Origin of the sequence: Allorhodopirellula solitaria (assembly GCF_007859855.1) — a bacterium.
Taxonomy (GTDB): Bacteria; Planctomycetota; Planctomycetia; order Pirellulales; family Pirellulaceae; genus Rhodopirellula; species Rhodopirellula solitaria.
In genome coordinates this window covers 21,880-39,764 of sequence record NZ_SJPK01000015.1, presented here as the reverse complement: position 1 = coordinate 39,764, position 17,885 = coordinate 21,880, and the positions used below count along the sequence as shown (strand labels likewise).

Annotated in this window: 13 protein-coding genes; 3 read left to right on the top strand and 10 right to left on the bottom strand. The window is 57.2% G+C overall.

What is annotated here, in order from left to right:
- Nucleotides 1-719: 719 nt before the first annotated feature.
- The gene (locus tag CA85_RS20570) at nucleotides 720-2,516 is read right to left on the bottom strand and encodes a sensor histidine kinase (protein WP_146393247.1); all 1,797 of its coding nucleotides are present in this window, start codon (nucleotides 2,514-2,516) and stop codon (nucleotides 720-722) included.
- A gap of 463 nt (nucleotides 2,517-2,979) precedes the next feature.
- Between CA85_RS20570 and CA85_RS20565 the strand changes: the two genes are divergently transcribed.
- Nucleotides 2,980-4,296 (top strand): SHD1 domain-containing protein, encoded by a 1,317-nt coding sequence (locus tag CA85_RS20565; protein WP_246113018.1) that lies wholly within the window; start codon nucleotides 2,980-2,982, stop codon nucleotides 4,294-4,296.
- Between the two features lie 89 nt (nucleotides 4,297-4,385).
- Here CA85_RS20565 and CA85_RS20560 read toward each other — a convergent pair whose 3' ends face one another.
- From CA85_RS20560 to CA85_RS20530, 7 genes are all read right to left on the bottom strand, one after another.
- Complete coding sequence (locus tag CA85_RS20560) at nucleotides 4,386-5,936, bottom strand: ammonia-forming cytochrome c nitrite reductase subunit c552 (RefSeq protein WP_146393245.1); 1,551 nt, start codon at nucleotides 5,934-5,936, stop codon at nucleotides 4,386-4,388.
- Between the two features lie 48 nt (nucleotides 5,937-5,984).
- Nucleotides 5,985-6,506: a cytochrome c nitrite reductase small subunit gene (nrfH, locus tag CA85_RS20555; protein WP_146393244.1), complete on the bottom strand. Its 522-nt coding sequence runs from the start codon at nucleotides 6,504-6,506 to the stop codon at nucleotides 5,985-5,987.
- A gap of 48 nt (nucleotides 6,507-6,554) precedes the next feature.
- Nucleotides 6,555-8,033, bottom strand: a complete 1,479-nt coding sequence (locus CA85_RS20550; RefSeq protein WP_146393243.1) for a Gfo/Idh/MocA family protein — start codon at nucleotides 8,031-8,033, stop codon at nucleotides 6,555-6,557.
- Between the two features lie 142 nt (nucleotides 8,034-8,175).
- Nucleotides 8,176-9,492 (bottom strand): DUF6786 family protein, encoded by a 1,317-nt coding sequence (locus tag CA85_RS20545; protein WP_186775092.1) that lies wholly within the window; start codon nucleotides 9,490-9,492, stop codon nucleotides 8,176-8,178.
- Nucleotides 9,489-11,117, bottom strand: a complete 1,629-nt coding sequence (locus tag CA85_RS20540) for an alpha-L-fucosidase (protein ID WP_146393242.1) — start codon at nucleotides 11,115-11,117, stop codon at nucleotides 9,489-9,491. Before CA85_RS20540 ends, CA85_RS20545 begins: the two co-directional genes overlap by 4 nt.
- 161 nt (nucleotides 11,118-11,278) lie before the next feature.
- The gene (locus tag CA85_RS20535) at nucleotides 11,279-12,382 is read right to left on the bottom strand and encodes a serine hydrolase domain-containing protein (RefSeq protein ID WP_146393241.1); all 1,104 of its coding nucleotides are present in this window, start codon (nucleotides 12,380-12,382) and stop codon (nucleotides 11,279-11,281) included.
- 88 nt (nucleotides 12,383-12,470) lie between these two features.
- Entirely contained in the window at nucleotides 12,471-12,680 is a 210-nt protein-coding gene (locus CA85_RS20530; RefSeq protein WP_186775091.1) for a hypothetical protein, read from the bottom strand.
- 316 nt (nucleotides 12,681-12,996) lie between these two features.
- Here CA85_RS20530 and CA85_RS20525 point away from each other — a divergent pair, with 316 nt between their 5' ends.
- Together CA85_RS20525 and CA85_RS20520 are read left to right on the top strand one after the other, a co-directional pair.
- Nucleotides 12,997-14,442: an FAD-dependent oxidoreductase gene (locus CA85_RS20525; RefSeq protein WP_146393239.1), complete on the top strand. Its 1,446-nt coding sequence runs from the start codon at nucleotides 12,997-12,999 to the stop codon at nucleotides 14,440-14,442.
- A 417-nt stretch (nucleotides 14,443-14,859) separates the two neighbouring features.
- On the top strand, nucleotides 14,860-15,564 hold the full coding sequence (locus CA85_RS20520) for a metallopeptidase (RefSeq protein WP_146393238.1): 705 nt from the start codon (nucleotides 14,860-14,862) through the stop codon (nucleotides 15,562-15,564).
- Between the two features lie 712 nt (nucleotides 15,565-16,276).
- Here the strand turns inward: CA85_RS20520 and CA85_RS20515 are convergent.
- Nucleotides 16,277-17,434 (bottom strand): endonuclease/exonuclease/phosphatase family protein, encoded by a 1,158-nt coding sequence (locus CA85_RS20515; protein ID WP_146393237.1) that lies wholly within the window; start codon nucleotides 17,432-17,434, stop codon nucleotides 16,277-16,279.
- Nucleotide 17,435: 1 nt separating this feature from the next.
- Entirely contained in the window at nucleotides 17,436-17,708 is a 273-nt protein-coding gene (locus CA85_RS20510) for a hypothetical protein (protein ID WP_146393236.1), read from the bottom strand.
- Nucleotides 17,709-17,885: the final 177 nt, after the last annotated feature.

Sequence of the window (17,885 nt, the reverse complement as noted above, 5' to 3'; positions counted from 1 at the left end):
CAGCGGAAGGATTTTTGAGGCATGGCTTTAGTATCCAATGATCTTTCAAAAATGCGTCCCTGACGAACAAACGCTCGCCAGGGATCGACAACACCATTGGCGTACCGCTTTTGCAGGGAAACGCTGTCGACCGAGATATCCCTTGCCAAGCCAGCACCTCTGCAGAGCTCGGCTCCGTTTCTCCCGGCAGTGCCAGTCTAACATTGATAATCACATCCCACAAATAAATCCTTCGATACTGGAGCCATGCCTTGAAAACCTCGGGCGCACGCTTCCCTCGGATGAGCCCTATTTCCTTGGTTCTTCTCGGAATTGAGTGGCATGGAAATCGCGGTCGAACCGATCGATTCTCGGATCCTGCGTGGTAGATTTTCCAGGCATGGGCTCCTGCGCTGAGTAATTTTGAATTTCAGGGACGACTCCGATAGATTTGTAGATGCCGGAAAAAACGGACTGGCGGCAATGCGGGGACGCGGGCCTGGGAAGGGATATTCCGGTCGATAGCGCACCAGTGGTGCGGTTGATGCTCGGCAACTTCACGCTTGCCGGGCATCCGTTCTTCGCTCACTGGATGCAGGAGCCGATGCCTCAAAAATCCAACATCCTCGATGCCTGCCACTCAATCACGAGCAGAAACATTTTCTTTTACGCCTTCGGCGTAGGAAAACTTGTGGGGAATGACCAGGAAGCGATGAGTCCCTCGCCAAACACCGATCGGGCTAGGAGCTCGAGGCGAGCGAGACCATGGCGGCGGGGGCGTCTTCGATTTCCTGTTCATCGAGCCGGTACGGAAGCGTCACCCAGAAGGTACTGCCTCGGCCCAGTTCGCTCTTAAAATCAATCTCGCCACCGAGCAGAATCGACAGTTCTTTAACGATCGATAGCCCCAGGCCGGTCCCGGCGAATTCTCGGGTCAGACCATCGCCCTCGAGCACTTTGGTACTCTGACGGAACTTCTCAAAGATGATCGGCTGGTCTTCTTCGGCAATTCCGACGCCGGTATCGATCACCGACATCCGGAAGCGACCGTCGGCCAAGTCCGTGACGCGGATCGTGATCATGCCTCCTTCGGGCGTGAACTTGATGGCATTGCTGAGCAGGTTGTTGATGATCTGACCGAGCTTGTTGGGATCTTGATAGGCCTTGGGCAGGTCATCGGGGACGTCGATCGACAACGAGATGTTCTTGTCCTCTGAGAGTGACTGGATCATGTCGCACTGGGCACTGATCAGCCGCGAGATTTGGAATTCGCTGCGACGCACCTCCATCTTGCCGGCTTCGACCTTGGCCAAGTCGAGGATGTCATTGATCATCTCCAATAGCAGACGCCCACTTTTTTGAATGTTGGTGGCATACCGACGCTGTTTATCCTCGAGCGAATCGATGCCTTGTAGGACTTCCGAGAACCCGATGATGCTGTTCAGCGGTGTGCGCAGTTCATGACTCATGTTCGCCAGAAAGTCTGTCTTCAGGCGGTTGGCTTCGTAAAGTTGCAGGTTCAGTTGGGCGAATTGGTCCACGCGGGCATCCAGTTCCCGGTTGACGCTTTGGAGCTGGGTTTGCGTCTCGGTGAGGTGCCGGAGCATGCGATTGAAGGCATCGGCGAGCTCGCGAAATTCATCTTCGGTATCGATCACCGCACGCTGGTTGGTGTCACCATGGGTAATCGCATCACTGACATCGCGCAAGTGCAGCAAGGGTTGGAGGACGAGATAGCGGACGATCGCGTGCAACACAAAGAGGGTCACCGCCACGATTAACATTGCCATCGCAACGACAGCGGCTCGAATTTGGTTGGTATCGTTGAGGATCTTTTCATCAGGCATGCTCACCCGTTTGACGCGAAACGGCAACTCAGCAGCCCGCGTTTCGGGATCGACGTCAGGCGAGAGAGCGATCGCCGCTCCCGTGGGCGTGTGGCAGGCGATGCAGTCCTGGGTCAGGAAAACGGGCTCATAGTAGACGTACCGACCTTCAATCGGACCAATCGCTCTGAACAGCGGCCGGTTACCGGGCCCGATTCGGCTCATGGCTGCGTCCTCGGCAAGGTTGACCGGTTCGGCCAACCCGGGTTGGTCCTCACGCAGCCGATCGGCCATCCGGGAGCGAAACATGCCCTCGAGTTCAACCAGAAGTTGACGCTCCGATGGCGACGCGGGTGGGGTCGCGGGCTCGAGATTGTCAAAGGGGTGCGGGTCCTCAAGCCCGAGGATATCGAATTCAATATCCTCGCTGAGCAGTTGCGACCGCAGTGCGGTGACCTGTTGTTGCTCAAGCTCGAGACGTTGGGGGGGCACCCCATTCTTGTAAATTGCGTTGGCGTGCAGCAGCATCATCTCGGTGGCCGCGACGTCACGGGCCTGTTGCTGTGTCGTCATCCGGACGAAGCGATCGGCCAATAATAGAACGACGCAGAACGCACCGCACATCAGCACGACCAGCGCCGAGCCGAAGAACAGCAGACATTTGCGTTCGAGACTCATCGACGCGAATAAGCTTTGGAAAAACCGCAGCATCAGCAAAATAGGTGCAAGGGGAATGGGCTGAACGTGCGAACCGGTTTTCGGTAGCAGACTGTCTAGTTTGACTGAAACTCGCCACCGTGACGAGACGAATCCACCCATTACTCGTTTTTCGCGTAATCGAGATATTTTACCGAATTCCTACAGTTTCTGTGCCCCAGGCGGCCTCCACGTGAAATAATGCTTGTTTCGCTGCGGAGTCATAATTAGGATTACCTGCGTTTTGTCACGGAAGACTGTGAAAAAAAGCTGACCGATCAGCTTGCGTTTAACTGTAACTGTCCCCGCTTTGACCTCTGTAAACCACCCCGAGACAATGATGAAGCGTTCAATCCGCCACTCCCTGCGATGGAGCCTTGTGGTCACGTTGGCCACTTACCTCAGTACTGGCCCGGTGGCCGCTGGGTGGCTTCACCGACACATGCACCCATGTCCACCCGAGCCGCAGTGCTGCCCCGTGCCGACTTGTAGCACGCCACCGCCCGCTCCGGATTGCTGTGCCGAGCCCGTCTACTCGCCACCTGTCGTCGACTGCTGTGAGCCAGATCCCTGCTGCGGTGGCGACGTGGTCGAAGGTGTGTCGGTTCTCGAGGGCAGCTCGGTGATGGAGGGAACGATCGTTCCTGAAACCGAAATGTCAGAGGAAGCCTCGGTGCTCGAAGAGCCAGCCGCCGATGCTGGTCAAGACGCCGAGCCAGCTGCGGAGACGGAAACCGAGGAAACCACTTCGACGTCCACCGACGCTCCTGAGGAAGCGGACAGCGAGGCTAGCGAAGCCGCGGCAGATGCCGAGTCAGTCGAGGCTGCCGACGAAGAACTCGACGCGCCTCCCGCGCCAGTCGAAGAGCCCGCGCCAACTCCCGAGCCGGAAGCGGACGCTGGTATGGGCGGAGCCGAGGAAGCCATGGAGCTTCCTAACGACCCACAACCCGCTGATCCAGAACCGATTACCCCAGAACCCGCCGCTCCCGCAGCGGAGGAGTCAATTGACGATCTGTTTGGCGAACCCGCCGAAGCCGACATGAATGAGCTCCCAACTGAGCCGGTAGAGCCGGCGAACGAGTCCGACGAAATGGACGACTTGTTCGGCGCACCAGCCGAAGATATCCCGCCAGCCGACACTCCTGCCGCACCTGCTGAATCGGAAAGCGTCGAGGACTTGTTCGGCAGCGATGCGGATGACGCCTTGCCCGGTTTGGAAATGCCAGCCGAAGACGCCGCTGCTAGCGACGATCTCTTTGGTGCTCCCGCAGAGATGGAAGATCTGCCAGCCGATGATTCGGGTGCGATCGATGACCTGTTTGGGGATCCTGCTGCCGAGCCCGGGGCCGCCGAGCCGGAAGCGATTGAGCCCGCTGCTCCTGGTGAAGGCATCGATGACCTCTTCGGTGACCCGCCTGCCGACGAACCGGAGGCTGACACTTTGGACGACCTGTTCTCACAGTGGTCCGACGAAACCGAGGCAGCTGAAAATGCGATGATCGAGGACGCCGCACCTGTTGCCGATTCCGACGAAGTTGAGTCGCCCGAGGAAACAGGCGATACCTTGACCGCACTCGACAGCACGGTCGTACGTGATTGGGTTGATAACACGGGCGGATTCCGCACCGAAGGACGCTTGATCCAAATCGGTGACGACCACATCAAGTTGCTCAAGAACAATGGCAAGACCTGCACGGTTCCAATGGACCGCCTCAGCTCCGAGGACAGCGATTACGTCGAATCAATCGCACGTAGCATCGCTCTGTTCGTGATGGTCTCACCGAGCAACTAGGTCTGCTCAGGCTTCGTCAAGCAAGCGTGGCGTCCTTCGGTTTCACCCATGGAACCGTTGGACGCCACCGGTACTGTTCGAGACGCGGCTTAGGATCCTTCTTCTTCGGTCTTGCCTTCTAATCGATAGCACTGGGCGATCGCTTGTCTGGCATAGTCGACTGACTCGGCGAGAACCCGAGCGGCTTCCTGGCGAGCATGGAAGCCTTTGCTGTTTTCGCTTGAGATATAGTCCAGTCGCCACATTGCTTTGCGCTGCAGGTCCCGGATCGGCTCGAGCTCTTCATCGGTCGCTCCGGCCTCTTGGACTGCCACGATCGCGTCGAACATTTCCACGCACGCGTCGGCGGCTCGATCGATCAATTGGACGGTGCGATCTTGAATGACGCTCACCCGGTCCTTGAGTTCTTGCTCGGCAACGTGGTGACAGGTCTGGCAGGCCTTGTTGATATTCGTCATCGGGCTGCGGACCCAGTGGCTGCTGACCTTGGTCGCTCCCACTTTCTCATAGGGCATGTGGCAATCGCTGCAACTGACGCCCGCACGAGCGTGAATCCCTTGGCTCCACAGTTCAAATTCAGGATGCTGGGCCTTGTAGACCTTGGTGCCGGTTTCTTTGTGGACGTAATCATAAAACGAACCGCCCTCATTTCCGTCAGCATCCTCGGGGAACTGCGTCTCGTCCCATTCCTTTTCCAGATCTTCGACTTTCAATCCGTTACCCCACGGATAGGTGAGTGTCATCTTGTTGGCGCAGTAGTATTCAACATGGCACTGCCCGCAGACAAACGAACGGAGCTCTTGACGCGTGGCGTGCACGTTGGGGTCATAGTCACCCTGGGCACCGTCGTCACGCCATTTCTGAATGCTGGGTAGATGCGGGACCGGATCGTCACTTTTGGCTAGCTTGTCGATGCCGAGAATGAAGCCAGGACGGGTCACACGAATCGCCATGGTTTCCGGATCGTGGCAATCGATGCAGGAAACGGGGTGGGCCTCGCCTAAGTGCGGATCACCCGCTTCGGCTTTGACGACACCGTCGGGGGTTTTCTCCAGCTCCTTCAAGACGTCTTCATAGTTATGCTGGCTGACGGCTCGGAAACCTGCCATCACCGCGTCGTGGTCAAAGGACTCCGCGAGAGCTGCCTCGGTCACCTCTTCTCCTGCCTCCTCCATGCCGATGCGTCGATAGGTGGGAACGATCGCAGCATGGCAGTGCAGACACGCACCGGCTTGCTGGACCTGTGTCACCCGCGGGCTCACTTCTTGATCGGACAGCATATAAGCATGGCCGCGCGCCTCTCGATATTCGATGCTGAACGCGTAACCAGCGTAGAGGCGTTTCAGCCAGGGGTGTTCTTTCAGCTTGCTCGGCGGCAAGGCGTGATTCCCACCGTAGTCGGTGTACTCGTCGTCGACTGTGCGGAGGTAGTCCTCGTACTGTTGAGGAAAGTTGAGCCCCCATGGTTCTGGATCGGTGCTGATCTCGCTCACTTCGACCACTTTGACGAATGGCGTTCGCGCTTCCTGTTGGCGTTCAAAGATGTTGACTAGCAGCATGGCGATGCCGATCGTGGCCAAGGCAACCAAACCTGTCAGGAAAGCGAGCCAGCCGTAACTTTGCTTTTTTTCAGTACTCATTAGGTAAGCTCGTCGAAGGAAGAGTTCAAATAGGGAGGCCGCCGGTTGCTATCTTTCGGCGTGTCCGACGCTGGTATGGCAATGAACGCATGAGAGCATGTCTTGTCCTCGAACGTCCGGTAAGAGTGGATGAACAAGGTCTTGGTGACAATGGATGCAGGCATTCTGCGTCACACGCTTGTTCCTTGGCTTGATCTGGATTGGGTCTTTGAAATTTCCCATCGTGAAGGCCAGCGAATGGAAGAAGCCATTGTCCGCTTTCGTCACCCACTTGCCTAAGAAATAGTGGGGCAGGTGGCAGTCATTGCAGACCGCGACGGCATGATGCGAACTCTGCTGCCACGAATCCATGTGAGATTGCATGACATGACAATTCGCACAGGTTTGCGGGTTATTACTTAGGTAGCTGGCCCCCTTGCCATAGCCGAACGTGAAGAATCCGATCCCGATCAACATCCCCATGCAAACCGCAAACAGAACAACAGCTTTGCCAGGTCGAAATGGGAACGCGGATTTTGCTGTCGAAGTCTCGGTCACCTGCTCTTGTGGCGGGGATGATTCATCCGACATCGAATCGGTCCGAAAAAGAAGAGGGTAAGGGCAAATGCAAGGTCACGCTCAGACCACAGTTGCTCCGGGGATCTCGAAGCCAGAGTTGTCAGCGTCTTTGATCAAAGCATTGGCTTGCTCAGCAAATTCACCGGTGAAACGCTCTGTCGCAGGGTCGAATGTGAGCGACTTGCCGAGCTGATACTCGGTGCTGTTCTCAGCGATCCCGACCCCATCGCGCATGACCTCATGGAGCTTCGTGAAATGGGCGACCGCGTCATCGTTACCTAGCAAGTTGGCAGCATCGACATGGAAGGAAACCGGTTCGCCAATTCGATACGAATTGTTCATCAGATGGCCGAGGACGCAGCCATAGTGGGCGTCGAGCGCATTTCCATTGGCCATCGATGGGTCTCCAGCGCGAACCGCTGCGATAAACGAGTTCCAGTTTCCGCCTGGCGTCACGTGGCCCTGGGCCAGCTTGAGTTTTTCGGGGCGTTTGGCACCAGGTCGGAGGATCTGGTAGCTGCCCTCACCGGTGATGACGCTGCCGTCTTCGAGGTAATACTCGTTGAAAACCTGGCGCTGGTAACCTTCGTAATTGACGTTGCGGACGTTGAAGAACACCATTTGACCGTTGGGGTACTCCGCATAGGAGAACATTGTATTGGGGGTTTCGCCCTGGTCATCCCACTGGAAGCGACCTCCGATCGACATGGCTCGCACGGGATGCGTTTGGTCATCGTCGATAGCCCAGCGGGCGATGTCGAGTTGGTGCGTGCCTTGGTTATTGAGATCGCCATTGCCGGTCTCCCAGAACCAGTGCCAGTTGTAGGGATGGTAATTGGCATGGTATTGGTCGATGACAGCGGGGCCCTTCCAGAGATCCCAGTTTAGATTTTCAGGCGGAGGGCCCGGTGGCTTGTTGCCGATCCCACCCCGCGGCTTGCAGCAGTAGCCGTAGGCGATCTTCAAACGCGGCAATTCGCCTGATTTCAACGCTTCGTGCAGGCCCGCGATGCCTGCGTTGCTGCGGCGCTGGGTACCGTGCTGAACCACGACGCCATACTTCTTCTGCGCCTCAACTGCCGTGCGTCCTTCGCTGACGTCATGGCTCATCGGCTTTTCGACGTACACGTGCTTGCCCGCCTGGGCCGCACGAATGGTCATCAGCGAATGCCAGTGATTCGGGGTGGCGATCGAGATAGCGTCGAGCCCTTTGTCATCGAGTGCTTCGCGAAAATCAGCCACTCCCTTGGTCGTGAACTTGCCCGTGGCACGTTTTTCCAAGCCATCCATGCGGCGTTGCAAGACGTTTGCAGCCGGATCGATGACGTAGGCCAGTTCCACATTGTCGGCCTTAGACCAACCGTCAATATGGCTCTGTCCGCGACCGTTGAGCCCAGCGACCGCGATCCGCACGCGATCATTGGCACCCTGAATTCCCGCCGTTGCTTTCGTCCCCATGATGATCAAGGATCCGCCAACAGCGGACGTACTCTTGAGAAACTGACGGCGATTGGAGCGAGCTTGCGAAGACTTTCTCATGACGATGATTTCCTTGGCAGCGGAGAGGCGACGGTAGCTAGAGAGAGAAATTGTATCACAGTTCGCCGCGGCCAGTGTGTTTCGTGTCCATCGTCAGGCAGAACGACCATGCCAGCCAAGGCTGTTGATGCACAGCGTGCTCTTATTCGCCTCGGCCTGGCTGTTGCTGTGATCTCAACGAAGCGGCGTTGGGACCGGGCGGGATACCATGATTGATCTCATCAATCGAAACGCCAAGCAGACGCTCGGAGATTGGATTGAGTTGCCCCGGGGCACCTTGGACATGAATCGTTCTCTGAACGTGTTTCAAAGTCTCTCCCGGTCCGAGAGCCGCCGCTGGCGAAGATGTTTCCAGTTCGTAGAACGGACCAAGTGGAGGTTCACCGGGAGCGGGAGAACCGTCGTTATAGGCATTGATAGCATCGCCCTGGAACGGCTCGTCTTGAAATTCCCACATCGAATTGACGTATCCCAACGGGGCCGTTGGAACATTGTATGTCACCACGGTGAGCACCTCGCCCTCTGCGTCGTAGCTGCCGGCGATTCCTAGAGACCGCTGCGGGGAAATTCCGATTTTTCCGCGCCGCGTCCCATCACCTTTGAAGAACAGGACATCATCTTCTACGCTCAGGTGTTCCGGTGGAACCTCTCCGAAATAGCTGTCGTTGACTTTGGGACCTAGCGATGAGTCATTGCCAGCTCGGAAAGGGACGACGATCGTCGTCTGCGGCGATGGGTTGTACATGCCGAGCAACCAAATCGAAGGCATTCCTGTTTCAACGGTCCAGGCCTCTGTGCCGATGTTGGTCAAGCGATTATCGGATTCGTAGGCGACCACATGCACGCCAGCGGGCAGCTGCGAAACACGCAGCGATTCGGCGATGGCCTCTTGATCGAGTAGCCGGACGGTTCGCTCGATACCCATTTGGAATGTCGTGTTGCTGAAGTTGGTGATTTCGCAGTCCCGTTCGAATTTTGCCGTCGTCTTGGTTTGCTGAACCAGTTCGAATGGTTCCGTATCGATTGCCGGCGGCGTGGACCAATCGGCGAACTCGAACGACGTGCCCGGTTTGAAGAACAACGCGAATTGTCCTCCTTCCGGGCCGAGCCAGAATCGTTCTTCACCACCGAAGATATAGATGTGCTCCTCCAATTGCCCCTCACGCTCAGCTTCGCTCAGCAATCCTTTCTCGATCACAGGGCGATTGATCCAGCCGAAACTGGGGCCGCTTTCGCGATCAACGGTGCTGGTCATCACGCGGCCTTGATAGTCGGGCACCAAAACGACAGCGGCGCCCTCTCGTTCCAATAAGACCGTATTGGTGTGCTCGCGGAGAAACTCATAATCCGCTTGAAATGTTGTCATGCTGGACTCCGGTCCGGACTGCGCGCGTGTCGCTTGAGGTAGCAACAGCGAGCTGAGCAGCACGGCGAGAGTCAAAGCGTAGGGGCGGTTCATGGGGTACCTTGAAATGCCTTCGCGGGATCTTTCTCGATCACGTTCGGGTGGTGCTGAAGAGTGGTCGTCGCAATCTCGAACGTCCAAGCGGTCGTCGACTCGCCCAAATCGCTCGGTGGCGTGATACGCACGCCTTCGGGAGTGACTTCGTAATCAACTTCCGCGTTGGAACCGAGCAGGGCAATCGCAGTAACATCCGACGCCTGCCAGTTGGCTGTCCCTTTGATCAGAAACGGTTTTTCGGGCCGCGACATCTTGATGGCGTAGAGATTCTTTCCCTTGGCCGTGAACGCCAATTGCTCGTCATGCTGATCGCTCACCTTCCAATATCTCGATCCGTAGATCGCCTCCCCGTTGATTCGCAGCCAATCGCCCATCGCTCGCAGTCGTTCGACCTGCCAGGTGGGAATTGTGCCGTCGGTTTTGGGACCGATATTGATTAGAAAGTTACCGTTGCGGCTAATGACTTCGACCAGCTCATGGATCACCGCTTGATCGGACTTCTTGCGTCGGTAATCTGGCGCTTCCTCGGCCGCGAGGTATCCGAAAGAGGACCCGAACGTCGTGCAACTTTGCCATTTCGGTCCGATCACCTTGAATTTCAAATTGTCCTTTTCATAACAGCCAACACCATCCGGCCAGTTGGGGTTGCCGCCCTTGTTGTTGCAGTACACCGCTTGCCCTCGGGAGGAACCCTCGTTCATGAAATCCGTAATCATGCCGCGCAGTTGATCGTCCATATATTGGATCGGAGGCTTGGCGATTCCAGCTCTCACCTGATTGCCGTCTCGAGTATAGATTGGAAAGTCATCGACCCATAAGAAGTCAGGTTGATACTTTTTCTGGATCTCCTTCCAACGAGCAACGTAGTCGTCGATGAAAGCCTTGTCGTAGCGGAACGGGCCGTAGAGTGATGCAGCTTCAGGCACCCGCTGAATCTCCTCAGCGATATCTTCTTGCGGTTTGCTCTCCACCGCATAGAGATCCTTTGCAAAGAAGCCGGTGTGCCGTTCGCGGTGGTATGATGGTGCGTACTTCAACCCGTGTTTCCGGACGGCCTTGCCGAGATCCCCGACGAGGTCGCGTTTCGGACCCATGTCCATCGCATTCCACGGCGTCAGGTCGGAGTCCCAATTGGCCCAGCCATCGTGGTGTTCTGCCGTCAGGACCACGTACGTGGCGCCGACTTCGGCGAACAACTTCGCCCATCGGTCCGGGTCCCAGTTCTCGGCTTGGAACTCGGGGATAATGTCTTTGTATCCAAACGCAGGCGGGGTCGCTCCCCATCGCTTTTGCATGTACGGGTAGTAGTGATCGGATTCCCGATACAGCAACTTGGGGACGTGTTCGGCGTAGCCAGCACCACCCCGCTTGTACCCAATCGCACTGTAAGGCCCCCAGTGAATGAAGATACCAATCTTGCCGTCATTGAACCAAGCGGGAACGGGCATCTCTTGAAGCGATTCCCAGCTCCCGTCGTAGGGAGGGGCTGCACGCTCGTCTGGTTCCGATCCGGCAGTCTTTTGCGATTCCTGGTTCGCAGAGTTTCCAACGTCAGCGGGTGTCTCAGCCGCATACGCGATTGAGACGCTCAACGCGAGCAGGAAGGATAGTAGCAATTTCATTCATCGGGCCTTGTTATGGGGGGGCGGTCTCCCGCCTTTCGATCTGCTGCGATCATCAGGGGAAGCCGAGAAGCCGTGCACGAAGAAGCCGCATGCCGAGAATCTCGGAGTGCTGGTTTCCGCCATGTTGCTGCTAACACAATCGGATGCACGTAAAGACCTTAGTTTTCCTTGCTGAGAGATTCAACGACGCGGCTGGATACGAGTTCGCGAGGGTGCGGCGTGACCGCTCGACCGGGAAGCGTCGTTAGCACGACGCAAACGGTATCGGTGGCGGGATCGGCCCAACAAATCGTGCCCGTCGAACCGGTATGACCAAACACATCGTTTCGGGCGGGGCCGTTCAAACCGCTTCCGAGATCGAATCCAAGACCGCGTGCCCTCATGTTGGGTGGATTGTGATTCTGGATCATCAAGCGAGCAGTCTCCGGTTGCAGCATGGTTACCTGAGGATGCAAAAACGCGTTCAGGAACCGAGCCACGTCGCCCGCCGACGAAAACGCCGTCCCCCAAGGTGCTCCGAGTTGCCGCCAGTAGTCGCTGTTCCAATCCCAGGATTTCGTGCTCGGGTCTCCCGCACCCGATTCGGGAGCGGCGTGTTCGACCTGGCACCGCATCAATGATTCTCGGTGCAATCGACCGATTCCCAGAGACGTCCGTTTGAGCTGCAGCGGCTGACAGACAACTTCGTCGACCAACTTCGCAATCGGCTTGTCCGTGATTCTTTGCGCCACTTCGGACGCCAGCAGAATGGCCATGCTGGAATAACTGTATTGCCCACCCGGTGCGAACAGCAATGGAGTCCGGATGGCAGCATCAACGAACTCGGCCAAGGGGCTGTGGGCCGCTCGCAGTTTCGCATTTTCTGGCAATTGGTCGGGCAGTCCCGAGGTATGCGTCATCAGTTGCTGCATGGTGATCCGTTCCCGACCTTCGCCCTGGAACTCGGGCAGAAACTCGACGACTCGATCATCCAGTTTGAACTCGCCGGCATCGAACAAAGACATCACCGCCGCGATGGAGATTGGCTTGGAGATCGACCCTAATAAAAAGCTCGCGTCCACCGTGCCAGCACCGCCGTAAGCTTCGGAGAAAACGTCGTCTTTCTGACGCAGGTACATCGTCGCGGATTCGACTTGCCCCGATGCTGTCGCCTTCCGCAATACCTCGGCCCCCGCGTCAAAGCGACCTTCTCGGACGGCAGCCAACAGTGGCGGTGCGACAGCCAGGCTCAGTCCGGCGTGAAGGATTCGGCGGCGTTTCATAATTCTACTTTCGATATCTTTGGGATTCTTTACTTTTTACGATTGTTATTGCTATCAGCTGGAAAAGCTGAGCGACACGGTCGGGCTGCTATTCAAGCAGCCACCCAATCGCCTCGGCTTGCTGCTTCTCAGCCTCACCGGTGAAGGTTACCAGTGCACTGGATTGAGAAGCCTGGTCATAGGTAGCGGCGATCATTGCAGGCGGAGCGTCTTGACCGGCGAGCCATAGCGGTCGTGGAGCCAGCGATGCGATCAGGCCGGGCAGATCGAGATACTTCGCGGCTACCGGGAGGAACATTGGATGTGTCATTAAATGAACCAGTGAACGAGAGAGAGAACGCTCTCAAGTGTACAGCGTCTCCCTGTGTCTGTGTCGCCGAGCTTCCTGTCGCCAAGCCTCCTGTCGGGAGCTTCCAAGTCGTTCGCACGCTGTTGCTCGAGCGTGTAGACTTGCAGACACCAGCGGATGTTCTGCGAAAGCCAGCGACGTACTGAGCTCAGCATAACGCCGGCAATCAACCACATGCACGCGATGATCCGTTCACAGGCAGCTAGCATTCCACGGTGAATGGGTTTGGATCTTTGCTCAGCGTCCCAGCGATGAAGGAAGAAATATGGACACTCCAGTTCCATCACGCCGCAACTTTCTGCAAGCCACCGCCGGTGGGCTCTTCGTCTCCGCTTCGCTGACTTCGCCAGACACGAAGGCGTCCGACGCCAACCCTGGGATTCGGATGGCGAATCCGCTCAGCGGTGACGTACTGCGCACTGAAGCAGAGCTTTCACCTGACGCTCAGGTTTTGAAAGAGCAACCCCGAGAGATTCCTGTGGCCGGAAAGAGCGAAGTGCTCGTTTGTGGCGGTGGTCCGGCCGGAGTCGCTGCGGCCTTGGCAGCTGCTCGTGCCGGGGCAACGGTGCAATTGATCGAAGTCGCGGGATGTCTGGGCGGTGTCTGGACAGCAGGGCTATTGACCAAGATTCTTGATGCGGAGAACAAATCCGGGATCATGGCCGAGCTACTCCAGCGGTTCGCAGAGCACGGCAGCGCGGTGGCGAATCAGACCAACGGCACGGTTTACGATCCGGAAGTGGCCAAGTTTGTGCTCGAAGACGTTTGTGTCCAGGCGGGTGTGAAGATCCGCTTGCACACACGGCTGGTCGGGGCTGTCACGGACTCGAACCGCCGCGTCGTCGCGGTACTGACGGAATCAAAGTCCGGTCGTGAAGCTTGGCTAGCCGATCGATTTATCGATTGCAGTGGTGATGGTGACTTGGCGGCCCATGCAGGTTGTCGATTCGATCTCGGCTTCGGCGAAGACTGCGAGTGTCAGCCCATGTCGATGCTCGCGTTGTTGACTGGGATCGATCCCGATGCCGTGCGCCCATACATTCGAGAAACAGCACCTGCAGCAAAACGCTTGCTACTGGATCTGATGGAAGAACACGGGCTGTCTCCTTCGTACCGGGCACCCACGTTGCGACATTTGCACAGCGATATTTTTTCGATCATGACGAATCACGAGTACGGCGTCTCGGCGTTCGACGCCAATGCGATCAGTGAGTCGACGATTCGTGCTCGCCGCGAAGTTCACGACCTGGTTAACGGCTTGCGCCGTATCGGCGGCCCTTGGAAAGACATTGCCGTCGTGGCAACGGCGGAACAGATCGGGGTTCGCGAAGGACGAAGGATCCGTGGCCGCTACCAAATCACCGCAAACGATATCGCCACGGGGCTCAAGCACGAGCAATCGGTCTGTACCGCCAAATTTCCAATCGATGTGCACGCATTGAACGCGCACGGCAATAAGGAGATTGATGGCGCGTTCAGAAAGGGCGGCCATCAACCGTACGACATACCCTATCCGGCATTGATCGCCAAAGATGTCGATGGATTGCTGCTGGCAGGCCGCTGCATTAGCGGCGACTTCATCGCCCACTCTAGCTACCGGGTAACTGGAAACGCTGTTGCGATGGGCGAAGCGGCGGGACGCGCCGCGACGGTCTCGATTCAGCAGCAGGTCATGCCGCAGGAGCTACGTTGGGATAAGATCAAGGGCTAATCAAGTGCATTTTGGCACCGCTGCGTCACCGACTTCGAATGGACAGAAAACGATGATCGGACTGCTAGCACTCATTGCCGCAATTTCGGGCTCATCCGACGGAAGCGTGCGCGGAGCACAGGGGGAAGGTTTTTCTAGGCATGGCTTTAGTATCCAATAATCTTACAAAAATGGGTGCCTGACGAACGAATGTCCGCCAGGGACCGGCAACACCATTGGCGTACCATCGACCGAGATATCCCTTGCCAAGCCCGCACCTCTGCAGATCTCGGCTCCGTTTCTCCCGGCAGCTCTAGTCTAACATCCACTATCACCTCCGACAAATCAATCATTGGATACGAGAGCCATGCCTAGAATAACCTTCCCCTGTGCTCCGCGCACGCTTCCGTTGGTTGAGCTCAAAAAGGTTGGTTCGGAATGAGATTTGGTTGGTTGCTGCTCGGTTGTTTCTACATTTCGGCGAGCATCGGCGCGGCCGATGATTCCGCTCCGTACAAGGAACCGGTGGTTCGGGAAATCGAGGGTTGGACCGTCAAAGTGGATCCGCAATTGCTGACCCCCGATCATGCCGCCAAGGGACAGCGGGCATTGGACGCGCTCGCAAATCATCTCCAACGCTGCGCTTTTGTCGTTCGTGGAGAACGATTAGCTGAACTGCAGAGCCTGCCAATTTGGATCGAATGGGCAGGCCAAGGTCGGGGGCTGGTCTATCACCCGAACGCCCGCTGGTTGGCGAGAAACGGGATGAACCCGGCGCTTGCGAAACACGTCCATGTGCCCAATGTGGACCATCTGCTTAGCCGAACGCAGTGGGCTAAGCATCCCTACGCGGTGTTGCACGAATTGGCGCATGCGTACCACGATCAGGTCCTGGGATTCGATGAGCCGGAGATCCGGGCGATCTATGACAGTGCGAAGAATTCCGGTAGCTACGACAAGGTATTGACCCACGACCATCGCACGGCGATGCACTACGGCATGAACAATCACAAGGAGTACTTCGCGGAGTCGACGGAAGCCTACCTGGGGGTCAACGACTTCTACCCCTTCGTTCGCGCCGAGTTGAAACAGCACGATCCTCGGATGTTCGAACTGCAAGCGAGAACGTGGGGAGAATTTTAATCCGCCAATGCCGCAATTAAACAATCTGCGAGCAACCACCGGCGGATCCACTTTTGGCGGATCCACTGTTGGCTGATCGACGGCTGGCGGAATTGCGATGAACGAGGCGACGAGCTGTCAGCTGCCCCAAGGCAACCCGTGGGGAACTCCAGGGTATACCTGCAGGTCGGCGCGGTGCCGCTTACGGTGTTTCCGCTGATTTCGAGATCACGATAATCGTTTTGTCATCCGGCTGCTCTTGCGAACCTCGGTGGACTGCCAGGGCGCGATTGATTCGCTGAATCGAATCAGTCGCCCGACCTTCGCAGCCAGCGAACGCCTGGGTTAAACCCACCACTCCAAACACCTCGCTCTATGGGTTCATTGGTTCGATGAGTCCGTCATCTTTAGTTCCTGCTCAGGAGCGATATAGATCAATCATCAGACGCGAATCTCGTGCCTGGCGAGACAGGTCACCGTCGGGAGAGCGAACCGGGTGACTTATGCGGACCTGCTCGACGCCAGCGAACTGTCGGCTCCGACGTCACTGCTGGACGGAAATACAGAACGTAGGTTCAGTGATTTTTCTCGTGGAATGCGTAGCGACGCTGGATGGCGTGATGTTTCTTCGGTGAATCAACCGCGAGGCGGGCCGGCAGTCAAGCCGCCGAGAGGGGAGCTGACGGTGCCCAAGCCCGGTGATGGTGCGACGGCATTCGAGCGACGCCAGCCCTCATCGGTCTGAGATGTCTTCGACGTCATCGTCGACGGCGTCGCCATCGAGCGTCTCATCGTCGGCGGCCCGCTGCAAACGCTCCTCGGCAGCCGCATCGTCGGACTCCTCCTTCTCCAACGGGTTGTGCTCCGATTTCTCCTCAGGGGTCAACCGAAGATCGATCATGATTGGAAAATGGTCTGAGCCAATATTATCTAATCTGGCGATCTTGCTCAGCGTAAAGTGGACGGAGTGAAAAACGTGATCGAGCGGAAATCGCAGGTACCATCGGCCGGCGTGGAACGAATTGAAAAACCCGCGTCCGCGGCGGGGATCGAGTAAGCGACTGACCCGCAGGAACAAACGCGTCGTCTGTGACCAGGCGACGTCGTTGAGGTCACCACCGATGATCACGGGACCTTCTTCATCGGCTAGCTCTTCACCCCACAGTATCAGCTCTGCATCCCGCGCCGTCGCGTCGGTGTCACGAATCGGTTCGGGAGGTCGGGGATGAACGCCGATGAAGCGAATCAAGGTGCCATCATCCATCCGGAGGCTCGCATCGATCGATGGAATATCGTCCTGGATCAGATAGCGAACTTCATGGCGTTCAATCGGAAGTTTCGAAAGCAGCATCATCCCGTACCAATTGTCCTGTGGAACGATCACTCGGTGTGGATACTCAGCAACGAATTCCGAAATTTCCTCTAGCCAACTTTGATCAATCTCAACCATCAGCACGACGTCCGGCGACGCCCGACGGATAACCGCCATCGCTCGTTCGTACTGGTCGTTCTCCATCTCCACGTTGCTCATCAGCAACCGTGTCGTGTCATTGTGCTCGCGTTGATGATCCGGCAGATCCGGCGGCGTGTCCGCGACTTGTTTCGGGTACAGCACCGTGTATGGGATGATGCGGAAGCCATGCCAGAGCGTCAGAGCGACCGCCAGCGTCACGAATGGCCAGGCGGCCAGCACGGCATCCGCACCACAGACGCCGCGCACGGCGGCATACAGGGACAGTAGCGCCCAGCTGAGTACCAGGATCTGAACGCGAGGGAAATCCCAGCCGCGCACGAACCAGTGTGGGTGACTGCTCAGGCTCAGCAGTGAGCCGAAGGCCAGGAAAAGCAGTGCCGCGAGAATCACAACAGACGCGATGAAGGCGATACTCATACTAACGCCTCACCATCTTCGCAGATCCACGCGGTTTCCAGCCAGCAGCCTTGTCGTTGGGAAGGATAGCTAGCTGTTCAGCGGCAAACTGACCCCAGCGGATTCTCACGCCGAATTGCTGAGTGTCTGCCAATGCAACCATGCCCGGCAGGCCGCCGTGGGCCGAGCCGTTTTCCTCGGGAGCACCGCCGATAGACTGCACCATTGCGGCCACGCCACTTCGCTTTGCGATCCGCCCCAGCATCACGCCGGGATAGGATGCTGTCCTTGCCATACTTGTCTCGTTTGCGCTGGTCGGCTGCCCGCACTGCTTAGCAACGTGCTGCACGACGGAAAATAGATCGAAAGTGGTTTCTGTCTCGACAGAGTTCCCTGAAACTAGCCAACCCCCCGAGACGCGAATCGGAATGGCACGTGGTAACGCCATTGGTGAGTTCGGCAACGAATCGGA